This window comes from Echinicola rosea (assembly GCF_005281475.1).
GTDB lineage: Bacteria > Bacteroidota > Bacteroidia > Cytophagales > Cyclobacteriaceae > Echinicola > Echinicola rosea.
On record NZ_CP040106.1, the window covers coordinates 4,075,811 to 4,089,509 of the forward strand.

General features: G+C 44.4%; 5 protein-coding genes. All 5 read right to left on the reverse strand.

From position 1 onward, the window contains the following. Positions 1–12: 12 nt before the first annotated feature. The 5 genes from FDP09_RS16060 to FDP09_RS16080 all read right to left on the reverse strand — a co-directional run bounded on the left by FDP09_RS16060 (position 13) and on the right by FDP09_RS16080 (position 13,512). The gene (locus FDP09_RS16060) at positions 13–3,162 is read right to left on the reverse strand and encodes a SusC/RagA family TonB-linked outer membrane protein (RefSeq protein WP_229683415.1); all 3,150 of its coding nucleotides are present in this window, start codon (positions 3,160–3,162) and stop codon (positions 13–15) included. Between the two features lie 505 nt (positions 3,163–3,667). Further along, complete coding sequence (locus FDP09_RS16065) at positions 3,668–5,203, reverse strand: RagB/SusD family nutrient uptake outer membrane protein (protein WP_187328693.1); 1,536 nt, start codon at positions 5,201–5,203, stop codon at positions 3,668–3,670. Between the two features lie 69 nt (positions 5,204–5,272). Then, positions 5,273–8,398 carry a SusC/RagA family TonB-linked outer membrane protein gene (locus tag FDP09_RS16070; protein WP_137403642.1) on the reverse strand — a complete coding sequence of 1,042 codons (3,126 nt, stop codon included), beginning with the start codon at positions 8,396–8,398 and terminating at the stop codon, positions 5,273–5,275. Positions 8,399–9,005: 607 nt separating this feature from the next. Beyond that, a complete protein-coding gene (locus FDP09_RS16075) occupies positions 9,006–10,499 on the reverse strand; it encodes an alpha-L-fucosidase (protein WP_187328694.1) in 1,494 nt (497 codons plus the stop codon). A gap of 85 nt (positions 10,500–10,584) precedes the next feature. Continuing rightward, complete coding sequence (locus FDP09_RS16080; protein ID WP_229683414.1) at positions 10,585–13,512, reverse strand: glycoside hydrolase family 2 protein; 2,928 nt, start codon at positions 13,510–13,512, stop codon at positions 10,585–10,587. Positions 13,513–13,699: the final 187 nt, after the last annotated feature.

Genomic DNA, 13,699 nt, shown 5'->3' on the forward strand with positions numbered 1-13,699 from the left:
ACCTTGTTCATTTTAAAAGTCAAACTGTATACCTGCTCTGTACTGGGCCGAAATCGGATAGTTTCCTTTATCTATCCCTCTCGTGTTCAGCCCATCATTGCCCACTTCTGGGTCAAATCCATCATAGGATGAAATGGTAAGTGGATTTTGGGCGGCGATATATACGCGGAAATTCCTTACACCAACCTTTTTGGTTATTCCCGATGGGATGGTATAGCCCAGTGCCACATTACGCAACCTGATAAAGGTGCCGTCCTCTATCCAGAAGTCCGTATATCCGCGGTAGTTTTCATGGTCACGTCCTCTAAATGCCGGAATTTCGGAAGTAGGGTTTTGGGGCGACCATTGGTAAAGAATATCCAAATGTGTTCCCTGCTTGTAAGCATAGGCCTTACTACCATTGATAATTTCGCCTCCAAAAGCACCGTACCACTGCATGGAAAAGTCAAAACCTTTGTAATCCGCATTGAGGTTTAATCCCATCTCAAACTCCGGCATGCCGCTACCTGCATACACCCGATCATCATTATTGATAAGGCCATCACCTGCATCAGGCACGCCATCACCATCGGTATCCACAGTCAGGGCATCCACGTATTTCAGGTCGCCCATCTTGGCAGTGGGCATGATTTCACGGTATTCTTGTAGTTCTTCCTCAGAGGTAATCAGACCATCTGTCTTGAGCACAAAAAATGCCCCTGCTTCATAACCTTCCTTCAGCACGGTCACCAAGTCTTCATTGGGAAGTCCGCTGGTCACGGTACTTCCGGATAGATAGGCAATTTTATTGGCCCCGCTCATCTTGGTGATCTTGTTATTGTTCTTACCGAAAGTGAGCCCTGCCGACCAAGAGAACTTCCCTTTGTGGCGGTAATTTGCCGTAAACTCCATCCCCCGGTTATTCATATTCCCTACATTCAGGATGACAGTAGCATTACTCCCTGCACCTGTGGTGGGAGGAAGCAGTAGTGGGAAAAGCATGTCCTTTTTATTGGTATTATAAAAATCACCGGAAAAGGTAAACTTGTTCTCAAAAAAAGCAAGATCAAATCCCAAATTGGCCTGTTCGGTAGTTTCCCACTTAACATTTTCATTGGCAAATGCTGTTTGAATAGCTCCGAGAACCAAATGATCACTTCCCTCAGGACCGAATACATAATCTTTTGCCAGGCTGATCGTGGCAGCATTACTGTAGTCCAAAAAGCTTTGGTTTCCTGTAGTGCCATAACTACCGCGGATTTTAAAACTATTGGCCACAGGGGCTATGGATTGCCAAAAATCCTCGTCTGATACATTCCAGCCAGCAGATACAGATGGGAAAACTCCCCACCTATAATCTTTCGAAAACCTGCTCGATCCATCTCTTCTTGCACTGACGCTAAGTAGGTACTTGCCTTTATAATCGTACTGTGCCCTGCCCAAAAAGCCGATAAGGGAATTGACACGGTCTTGTCCCCAACCGCTTCCTGAACCGACATTTGGATCCAGGGTGGCGCCGTTTAGCACTAGTACATCATTACTGATCAGGTCAAATTTTTCTGCAAAGAAAGAAGTATATTCATACCGTTCCATGGAGAAAAGTCCCAACAGCTTTAAATTATGCTCTCCAAACTTTTTATGGTAATTCAGTGTGGTCTCAGAAGTAAAACTCTTGGACCGGTCACTGAAGTTATAGATGCCCGATCTTACGGTAGTGGGCAGAAGCTCCCCTAACTCATTGTACACCTTAAACAGGGGATTTACCCGTACACGTGTATTGTTTGTGATACTTCCGCCCATGCGGCTCATGATGTTAAGGGACTTTGAGATATTGTACCGGGCCTGGAAAAACCCATTGAAGTGGTCGCCACTCCTGTTATCTGTCTGCTTCATTCTAGCGGCCATATAGCTTAGGTTCAATGCATCATTCGTAGAGCCACTGGCATCTGAAATGGTGGAAGCATTCGGGTCGATTTCTTGCTGATAGGGCTTTTGCTTATAGGCATCCAGCAGAAAATTCCAAGGAGCATATTCCTGCTCTTCCAGCCTGATGCCAAGCCCCGTATTGATCACCCATTTACCTTTGGTGTAACCCGTATTTGCCCGGATGTTAAACCGCTCAAACCCCGAATTAATGATTACACCTTCTTGGTTAAAGTAAGTGCCCGTGATATTGTAATTTAATCCTTCTTTGCCTCCAGAGATGTTCAAACTGTGATTTTGTATAGTCGCATTGTCATTCTGAATAATACCTGCCCAATCGGTATCATTGGTAAAGCTATAGAGGTTATTTTCCAATGGTGTCCATGAATTCCCGTAATTGGTTCCGTTTTGGTTGTATTTGCTCAAGAACTCCGAATACATGTACTGGTCAAAATCCATTAGCGGCACATCCGAAGTGATTTTTTGAACCCCATAATAACTATCAAGCCCCACTTTCATCACCCCAGCTTTACCTTGCTTGGTAGTAATGAGGATGACACCTCCCGCACCTCGCGTACCGTAAATGGCAGCGGAAGCGGCATCTTTGAGAATATCTATGGATTCGATCTCATTCATACTGAGCTTTGGGTCACCATTATAGGGAATACCATCTACCACGTATAGTGGAGCGCTGTTTCCGGTGACAGAACTAAGTCCCCGGATGACGATGTTGGAGCTTGAACCGGGCTCTCCAGAAGAGGCGGTGACATTTACACCTGCCACCTGTCCTTGCAGGGCTGTACCTAGATCGGCTGTGGCAGATTTGGTCAGCGTCTCACCATCCACATTTCCTACCGCACCAGTGACTTCCTTTTTTTTCTGCGTTCCGTATCCGATCACAACCACTTCTTCCAGTGATTCGATATTCACATCCATGACCAGATCCAGTGATGTCTCGTCGGTCACCACCACCTTTTGGGTGAGATATCCTATAGAGGAAAATACCAAGGTGGTTTCCTTATTGGGAACCATTAATTTATAGTTTCCGTCAATGTCCGTGACGGTCCCTTGGCCGGTGCCTTCTATGATGATATTGACCCCGGGAAGGGTGGTGCCATCATCACTAGAGGTGATCGTACCCGTTAACTCTCTTTTTTGCCCTTGGGCAATGGTCGAATGAAGGGATAGTAGCAGTAATAAGCCTATCATAAAAAATCCTTTGACAGAACTGCTACCCTTTGAGGGTAAGTTTTTTTTCATAACGGTTTGGTTAATTGGGTTATCAATTGCAAAACTGCCCATTGGACAGTTTTTGCTTTATCACTTATCAAACCTAATAAAAGTAAATGTTCCACCTTACAACAGATGTTGAACAGAATAGTACATATGTATAAAGCCCACCATAAAACCTCCCAAACACGTTTTTAACCAACCAATTACTCCATTTACTGTTTATATTATTTTTGAAATTTTTTAAAATAAAACCAAAGCATGGTCTGTCTAGTTATTTTCAAGGCACTTAAACCCGCATTATGCATTAGCCTATCTATTGCGACCTGATCCGCCGCGGCGGACAAAATCAATCGCTTCGCTGCTGTTTTCGATTTTACCATCCGCCGCGGCGGATGATTCAATCTCCAAACAGCCTGATTTTCTTGTAGTTTCAGCTCTCATAACGATTCCTAATGCACAAAGCGGGTTAAAAAAAATGGCCAGCCTTTAGAATTGACTGACCATCAAAAACAACATTTCCCCGTTCCCTAGGTCAATAATCTGGGTTTTGCTCCAGTAGAGGGTTTCTGTCCAAAGCCTCCTGAGGCAAAGGCCACTTATAGTGTTTGTCCTTAAACACCCGGTCATAAACAGGATCTCCATCAAATCCATCCAATTCTTGTACGGCCAAGCCCCAACGCTTAAGATCAAAGTAACGGCTGTTTTCCATGAGAAACTCCACTCTTCTTTCATACCGAAGTTCTTCTCTTAATGCCGTTTGATCCATCGTAGATACAGCAGGATACTGCTGGGTTTCCAGGAAATTGACCCCGTAGGCACGAGCTCTTACCCGATTGATGGCATCCAGTACAGACTGGTCTATATCATTGGATTCAATTTTAGCTTCAGCATACATAAGTAATACATCTGCATACCTCAGGTGGATAAAATCTGTACCATCATTAATTGGTTTTTCGAGGGTCTCTCTCACTACAGGGCTGATACCCTTGATAAAAGTAAATCCAGTCTCGGATTTAATTTCCGAAAATGGATTCCATTCACCTTGATAGATGGACATCCCCATCCTAGGATCCCTGTTTTCCATTGGGTTTTCTGAATCATATAAGGGTGACTCACTAATGGAAAGGCCATCGATGCACTGATAGCTATGCACTAAATCAAGGGTAGGATGCATGGTTCCCCAAAACCCTATCATCTCCTGCACTGATCTTTGATGGGCTTCTTCTGGTACATTGGCGTACTGGATAGAAAAGATGACTTCCTGGTTATTTTCCTGCTCTCCATCATAGAACAACGTCGTGTAGTCGTTTGCCAACGCATAATTACCCGTTTCCATAACCGATTTTGCTGCCGATGCAGCTTCTCCAAGGTTCTTCCCATTGTAAAGCAATACCTTTGCTTTCAGTGCTTGTGCTGCGGCTTTTTTCACATGGCCATCATATCCTCCTTGAGGGAGATAGTCTATAGCTATATTGAGGTCATTTAGGATATGTAAAAACACCTCGGATTGGGGTTTTTTAGCACTATATTGGTTCTCCACAGTGCTGGGAGCTGTCCTGATGGGGACATCTCCATAAGTCGCTGCCAAGTAATAGTAATAATAGGACCTGATAAATAACACCTCGCCTTTCCAGGCATTCAACTGGGCTTCGGATACCCCGGTGACGTTGTCAATGTTCGCCAAAAACTCATTGCAGCTAGCTATACCGTTAAAACTTACGGCATATACCGATATGAGTGCATCTTCGGGCCTTCCATTGTTGCTATAGGTACCATCCAAGATGGAGTGGAAGCCAGCCCCTCTACTTAAATAACCATTGTCCGTTATCCCATCCCAAATAGGGTGCGGCTTCGGGCCAGCATTCCAGTTGGCAAACGAAGTAATCCCGTAGAAATTGGTCTGCAGGTCACTATACACTCCTGCAAGCCCGATCAATGCATCATTTTCATTTTGCCAAAAAGTAGTACTGCTGATAACATCCGATGGTTGTTGATCCAAAAGTTCTTGGTTACATCCATTTAAACTCAAGGCTGCCAAGAAGATTCCTTTATATATATGATTTTTCATGATATTCATTTTATTGCTAGTAATTTTGTACAAAAAACTTACTGATACTTTTCCATTGGACACGTTTACCTATAGCGTCACTGAGACACCAAAAGTGTAGCTTTTATTAAGCGGATAAGTATAGGAAGTGAGCACTTCTGGATCCAGCTGGAACAGGTCATTGTCAGAAAAAGTGACCAGATTGTCACCTGAAAAATAAAGCCTTAATTTTGTCAACTTCAGCCTTTCTGTCAACGTCTCTGGGAACGTATATCCTAATGAGACGTTTTTCATTCTTAGATAAGACGTATTTCTCAACCAAAACGAATTGGCGTAGCTTCTTGCGTCATAATTACTCAGTGTTTCATTGTACACGGTGGGCAAAGGTGCATTGACATTGTCCCTAGTCCAAGACTGGTTTAACCAAACACTTGGTGCATTCCCGTCCTGCACAAATGGCTCCACGCCGTGATTATTTCGGTAGGTTTTTTGTCCCGCCACACCCTGCCAAAACATGGAAAAATCGAATTGCTTAAAGCTCGCAGAAACATTGGCACCATAGGTGAAGGCTGGATGCTGGCCATCCAAATGGATCCGGTCGTCGGTATCCACTACGCCATCTCCATTCTGGTCTTTTAAGCGGATTCCGCCTAAGTACGCCGGCAAGGGCTGGGTGGGAGCATTGTCAATATCTTCCTGAGACCTAAACAGACCATCAGATTCCCACATATAGAATCCATTGAGGGGGTATCCTTCCTCATTGGCTGTATATCCATAAATCTCCCTGGCACCATAATTTAGGATCTCGTTATTATAGAAAGCTATATTACCGGATAGGTTATAGGACCAGTCTCCTATATTATTCCGGTGACCTAGAACAAAATCCATCCCCCGGTTACGCATTTTTCCTTGGTTTATCTGAGGACCTGAAGCTCCTGCCTCAATGGACACTTGTAATTCCCTTAAAATGTCATCGGTCACTTTATCGAAATAATCTACCCCTGCGGTAAGTTTTCCACTCCACAATGATATATCCAATCCGATGTTTGCGATAGTAGTCGTCTCCCAAGTAATATTTGGATCTGTGAATTTTTCCAACACCACACCGGGGGCAATACCTATACCGAATGGATAGCCATGAGAACCTGTAGCCCTTGTCTGAACATAATTATTCAGTTCATAATTACCAAAGGAGTATTGGGCCTGATAGGGGTAATCAATGTCTCCGTCATTGCCCAACTGCCCCCATGAAGCGCGTAATTTCAACTGATCAATAAAGGTGGCATTGTATAGAAAGGGCTCATTTTCCAATCTCCATCCCACACTAAAGGAAGGAAAAATCCCCATCCTACTTCCCTCCGCAAACCTTGAGCTTACATCTGACCTAATATTACTTTCGATCAGGTACTTTTCATTAAACACGTAGTTAATCCTTGCAAAAAAACTCCGAACTGCGCTCTGGGTATTGGTCCCTCCCACTAGCTGGTTATCTGTACCTGCTCCATCCAACTCAGTAATGGTAGGGGTCGGCACACCGTATCTAGAACCAACCGTATTTTCTCTTTTCCTAAACTCTTGGCTGTATCCACCCATAAAAGTGAAATCATGAATTTCGTTTACGATTTTATCGTAAGTTAAGGTAGAGTAAAAGGTAGTAACTGTGCTAAACACATTGTTGGCATCTATCTTTGCTGGATCGGTCGTTCGCCGTAAAAATTCTCCGGTTCTATAATTGTATTCATCAAACCGTAGCTGTTGAAACTTTGATTTCATATAATCAAATTTCATTGCACCTTTCATTGAAAGCCGTAGGTTTGGCAGTATATCAATATTAGCGTATAAATTTCCGTTAAAATTATACTTTTCGTCAGAATAGCCTTTCTGCCCATATAACCTAGCTATAGGGTTCTCTCTCGTAAAACCTTCATCGAATAGAAAATCAGGATCTTCGGTACTTCCAGAGAAAGCTTTGGCAGCATAATGGCCCGTACCGTCCAAGGTATATGGCCCCCAGGTAGGCCTCACAGACCAAGCTGATGTCAGTGGATTGGTCCAATCAGAGTTTGGCCCTTGGCGCTTTGAGTACATCCCCATGATATTACCACCGACAGTGATCCGATCAGTAATATCAGAATTGATACTGACAAAGATATTGTTCTTGTCATATTCTGAAGTGGACATAATGCCTTTTTGCTTCCAATTGCCCAAGGTGATATTATAAGAAGTGGTTCCTGAAGTCCCATCCACCCCTAAGGTATTTCTCCATACAGATCCGGTCTGTGTCACCAAATCGGTCCAATCAGTATTGGGGTAATAAGGGTCATTGTTCGCTGTACGGTAAGCCTCGATGATCTCCTCAGGGTAATAGTTCCCTCCATCCCCTGGCGCATTGTCCAGCGCTCGGTTATACAAGGTCATATAATCTGCCGAATTGCTGATCATTTCGGGAATCACCGTGGGGGTATTAATAGCATAACTTCCCTCATATTTCACGCGTACTCCTTCCTTATACCCTTTCTTGGTTTCTACCATAATCACCCCATTGGCCGCTTTTAGGCCATATATGGCAGCTGATGATGCGTCCTTCAATACCGATACGGACTTGATGACCGATGGATCCAGGTCGTTAAGGTTTCCTTCCACGCCATTGATCAATACCAATGGCGAGTTACTACTCCCAAAACTGTTCAGTCCGCGTATGGTTACATTTACTCCCTCCGCTCCAGGGTTACCGTTATTCTGTGAGATGTTTAGTCCAGGCACTTGTCCTTGTAGCGCCTGGAACGCATTCTGTACAGGCCTTCTTTCCAGGACCTCTTCTCCCACAGATGCCACGGCACCCGTTAGGTTGGCTTTTTTCTGTACCCCATAACCAACGACCACCACTTCGTCCAATCCTATATCTTCTGAGTCCAGAGAAACATTCAATGATCCCGGTGTGGCCTCCAGCACCTTACTTTGCATGCCAATAAAACTAAAATGCAATTGTGCCCCCTCCGATACTTCTATCGAATACTTTCCGTCGATATCTGTTACCGTTCCATTATTGGTTCCCATCTCCATGATGGTGGCTCCTATAATCGGCGCACCGTTACCTGCTTCGGTAACGGTCCCTTTTACCATAATTCCCTGTCCTAAAACCGGCTGCCAACACAGCCATAGAAAACAGGCCAATACTGTAATAATCCGTTGCTTGGTTAATAAAATACTGTCCATATATTTTGGGTTTGGTTAATAAAATATTTCAAAATTCACCTGAACAATACGATTTCCCCAACCATAGGCTGTTAACTATAGTCCTATAGAATTTTTGAATGAATTTGGTAGAGCTTAGATTTAAACAATTCTTAATGTGGAGAGTGAGTATGTATTGTTCGATTAAAATGGCTGTTCCGGTAGTGAATAATTCATTCTCAACGATCACGTTAAAAGTACAGCCCTTAAAAAAAATACTATATCATATATGTTCTTGTTGACCCTACATATGTCCCGCAAAAAAAGATTAGCCAATTTCATTTAATGACAAATACACCATTATCCCGTATTCGCCCCATCCATTCAGGCCATCACACGGCTTTAAGGCCCTGTTTTAGCCTAGACGCCAAGCCATCAAAAAAAATTACGCAAAACAGCCATCTTACTTAACATCCACATTGGGCAAATTAGGGCACTCCATTTGTCTAAAGCCAGGAACCACTAATACATGAATTTTGCTGTTCGGGATTTGTCATCCAGGACTTAGATAACGGGGATTTGAATCCCCATTTTCTAATCCCGGAATCGCTTCAAAAGCTAGCTTAGGCTCTTCTTACTTGTATTGATTTCACTGCTTAAATGTCACTTTAAAAGCGTGGGCATAATTTCCATGTTTGGCATTGGGCAATTGTATCATCAGGGCTTCATCCGTTCTTTGCCAACTAAGCTGCTGGTTATCGCCCAATAGCTGTATAGAACTGATTTGCTGATCCAAATAGCCTTCAGCCTTGCCCAAACTCCGGACCGTAAGGCTATCACTTGGCCAGCCCAAAACAGTTATGTACAAATGGTTGTCTTTTGTCGTAAACCGGATATCTTTTGATGTAGCCGGAGGATTTTTATGCTCTGATAAATGCCCTTCGGTAATTTCCTGTGGACCCTCTCCATATATTTTCCATGGCCGCGTACCGTATATGGCTTCTCCATTTACGGTTAGCCATTCTCCCAATTCAAGCAATCGGCTCTCTACTGCTTCGGGAATTTTCCCATCTGGTGTCGGAGGAATATTCAGCAACAAAGAACCGTTTTTGCTCACGACATCCACCAAAAAATCGACGATTCTGTTGGCAGACTTATACCTTGGATTCGCAATATAGGACCACGCTTCCCAGTCAATCGAATCATCCGTAAGCCAAGGAAAATCCTTTTTCTCACTCATTCTGGCCCGCTCCAGATCAAGAACCGCACTACCTTCTTCCATATCTTCTGATTTATAAGTACATACCACTTCTTGATCCCATTCCAAGGCCTTGTTATAATAATTAGCCAAAAACTGTTTTCTGTACTCCTCTCCAATAATGTCCATTTTATTATCAAACCAGATCATGTCCGGCTGGTAGTTATCCATCAATTCATCCAACCTGTCCAACCACTCTTGGTTAAATGCGTCGTCCGGTAACGGATCAGTTGGGGTATTCGCCATTACGAAGGTGCCTTTGGGTACTTTTGGTCCATAGAGGCCTTCCCATTTGGGGTTACCTGCATCCACCTGCGTGTCCCAAGTAGGAAACCAACTGTACAGCCAATGTCGGTGGTAGGTAATGATGAATTTCATTTCCTCTTCACGAATAGCCTTTTCCATTTCACCCACTATATCACGACGGGGGCCCATGTCCATGGCATCCCATTTCGTGAGCTTACTGTCCCACATCGCAAATCCATCGGCATGCTCAGCCACCGGCCCGGCAAATTGGGCACCGGCCTTCCTAAACAGTTTCGCCCAAGCACCCGCATCAAAGTTCTCCGCTGTAAACATGGGGATGAAGTCCTTGTACCCAAATTCATCCAAAGGGCCATAGGTCTGTTCATGGTATTTCCTGATAGGATTTCCTTCGATGTACATATGATGGCTGTACCATTCCGTTTTATGGGCAGGTACGGAATAGGGTCCCCAATGAAAATAAATACCAAACTTAGCATCCTCAAACCACTCAGGAACGGGATGTTTCTGTAGGGATGACCACTCAGGCTGGTATTTTTTCTCCTCCTGTTGGGAAGACTTACAGCCCAAGAGCACCATTATGTACCCCACTGCTATTACGAATCTTTTAACATTTGTCATCTTTATCATTGTATTCCACCTTATCATTTTTTACCTAGGTTTTCAAAACCTTATACTGACGCCCTTCTCTCCACATAGGGAATTTTTAGTATTTAGAAAACCACTCAGACAACTGGAACCCATTTAGCCAGATACCTTTACCTTCATGACCATTGATATAGACCACGGACTCCCTTCCTTCTTCTACCTTAATATAAACCGTGGCTATCCCAGGTTTGGCATCTTGCATGTTCTTTCCTTCCGTTACTTTCACTACTTCCTCGGATTGGTCACTTTTGACCGTCAATGAACGATCATGGGGAATATCCAAGATCCTGATATGCTTTAATTTCTCTTTGTTCGGATCCATTTCATCAGAGTTGCTTTGAGGCGCATGATGCCAAGTCTTTAACTGGTAAGTACCAGCAGGCAAGCCTGAAAAAGTAAGCTGAATGCCCTTATCATCGATACCAAGAAGACCGTCTCCATAGACAAATCCATATTTGCCAATGACATTCATTTCTCCAAGCCATCTGATGATGCCGTCCTCACTGGCAGTAGCGACCCTGACAGAAGCTTCTGGAAATTCCGGAATTTCATATTGTGAAGTTTCATCTTCCTTCCCCAACCAATACTTCCATCCAAACTGAACCAATTGGTCGTTGGCTCCTATGTCCACATTTGTAGAAGTAAAATCATATATCGGTTTGGCTTGTGATATAATCCAATTCGGGTCGTTGGGCACTAGCTGTACACTGGCCATCCCTGACTCGAGTCCTTTTGCTGAGGCTTTGATGGTGACAGTACCCGGTACCTTCCCGGCCCTGACCAGTGCAGGAGCCACCCCATACTCGGTAAACATCGGATTGGCATTAATATCCTTGCTGTCTCCGATTATTGAAGCATCGCCTTCCACAGAAAACCGCACTTTGCCATCATAATCCCTGACCACAGTACCGTTTTCATCGACCACCTTTGCATAGGTCATCAATATATCTGATCCATCTGCGGTAAAATCCCTTCCTACAGTATCCACCTCCAACACAATCTTGCTTGCCTTTTTGGGTGTCCTCCGGACAAAGGAAACAGGGTCTCCATCGCTATTGGCTGCTACTGCTTTTAATGTTCCCTCTTCATACGTGACATCATTGAATACAAACGGGGCATGGTGCAGACCAATGAAGGCAGTGTCCTGAGAAGGCTTCTTTCTAGCTATTTCTTTTTCATTCACATACAGCACCACTTCAGACGCATTACTGAATACGGTGATACTGTCCGTTCCCGCGGTCCAATCTTGTGGAATATAGATAAAAGGCTCCTCTTTCATCTCTGCTTTATACCAATGCAGATCTGGCCGTGGATACCTAAAAATGGTCATAGCTCCACTTCGTGTCCTGTCTATGGGGTCATTGGCCTTATCATGGCTAGGGTGAAAAGTATAGTAGGCATGCGCCGTCCAAGAAATCAGTCCCGTCATCAAGGAATCAGCCCGAAAAGGAGCCAGGGCTTTAGGACCTGCATGGCCTTCCATCGCAAACATCGGTTCAGACCGGTCCCAAATAAAAGGCCCATACAGCATATTGGCATTGATATCTGTAAGGCCAGAAGACTGCCATCCGGTCCACCGGGCTCCTTGTGAGGCCGTTAAACGCGTAGGGTCTTCTTGCTTTGCGGTATTGTGCACCCTTGGCACATACCCGCGGTGGTTGATCCCTCCTCCCCAAATCACTACGGATGGATGGTTGCGGTGATTACGGATCATGGTCCGCTCGGCTTTTTCGAAATTCTCCCACCATTGTGGGCTTTTGCTCATATCAATCCAAGAAGGAGCCTCCTCATACACCAAGATCCCTAACCGGTCACAAGCATCCAAAATAGCATCATCCTGTGGGTAGTGGGCCGTCCTCATGACATTAAAACCAAACTCCTTGAATTGGAGCATGTCCTTATAGTGTAGAGAATTGGGCACCGCATCACCGACATACGGGTATTGCTGATGGCGGTTAAAACCAATGAGCTCTATGGGTTTTCCATTGAGGATAAAACCCTGCTGCGGATCCAGCTCGAATTTCCTAATGCCCAGATTATTTTCTACATAATCCACCGTCTGGTCATTCACCACCACCACGGAGTTGACCCGATATAGGTAAGGGTTATCGATATCCCACAACTGAACATTATCTTCCAAACTTCCTATTTGATTATACTGATAGGATTGCCCTGCAGGAATCTTGGCAGTTTGGGTCAAACGCATCACGACCATGCCTTCTTGATCTATAATCCTTGTCAAAACCTTGGTTTCTACAGGTTCGGGCAGGTCATTTTTTACGGATGTCTTTACATTGATCGTGGCATTCCTATTTACAGGATCCACTGTAGGCGTGGTAATGGTCACCCCGGAAGTCATCGATTCCCAATTGAATCCTACGTGAACGGAGTGGGTCTGGACAAGGTAAACATCCCGATACAAGCCACTGAACTTTACGTAATCAAATGGCCCTGGATCTGGCGGAACCGCCTCGTTGCGGCGGTTGTCGACCAAAAGGGTAATTTGATTGGAAGTCCCCTTCTCCACATGATCTGTAATATCAAAATGAAACGGTGTATATCCGCCTACCTCATGTTTTCCCACATGCTTTCCATTCACCCATAAATCCGTCACCTGATGGGCTCCCTCAAACTCCAGGTACACTTTTTTGTCATTTTCGGGAACATTGACCTGCCTTCTGTACCAGCCCACTTCCCGGTGAAATTCCAACTGTGTTTTTTCATCCTGCATCCCATCCAATGAAAGGGAAGTCAAGGATAAGGTGTGGGGCAAGGTGACGGTTTCCCAAGAGCTGTCATCATAGCTTGCTCCGTAAAAACCTCCCTCTGGATCACCTAAATGAAATTTCCAATCCTGATTGATAGTGCTTTTGCTGCGGTCAGTGGACGGAAAGCCATGGGGTAGGGTTTGTGCCTGAACACCATTGTCCCAAATACCCCAGGTCAATATCAGCAAGACCAGCATGCTATTTTTCAAATCTTTCATCTGCCGTTTTATGTTAACTCGTTTATTACTTGTTTTTTAAACCCGGATTATGCGTTGGGAATCGTAGTGAGAGCTGAAAGTGCAAGAAAATCAGTTAGTTTGGAGGCATTAGCGTAGCACCGCTACGCTAATGCCGAAAACTAAAGTGAAACGACTGATTTTGAAGCAGTTTCAGGTCGCAACAGAT

What these genes read in the sequence shown, in the direction of transcription:
- FDP09_RS16065 (WP_187328693.1), bottom strand. Translation starts at nt 5,203, where the DNA reads ATGAAAAATCATATATATAAAGGAATCTTCTTGGCAGCCTTGAGTTTA.
- FDP09_RS16060 (WP_229683415.1), bottom strand. Translation starts at nt 3,162, where the DNA reads ATGAAAAAAAACTTACCCTCAAAGGGTAGCAGTTCTGTCAAAGGATTT.
- FDP09_RS16075 (WP_187328694.1), bottom strand. Translation starts at nt 10,499, where the DNA reads ATGACAAATGTTAAAAGATTCGTAATAGCAGTGGGGTACATAATGGTG.
- FDP09_RS16080 (WP_229683414.1), bottom strand. Translation starts at nt 13,512, where the DNA reads ATGAAAGATTTGAAAAATAGCATGCTGGTCTTGCTGATATTGACCTGG.
- FDP09_RS16070 (WP_137403642.1), bottom strand. Translation starts at nt 8,398, where the DNA reads ATGGACAGTATTTTATTAACCAAGCAACGGATTATTACAGTATTGGCC.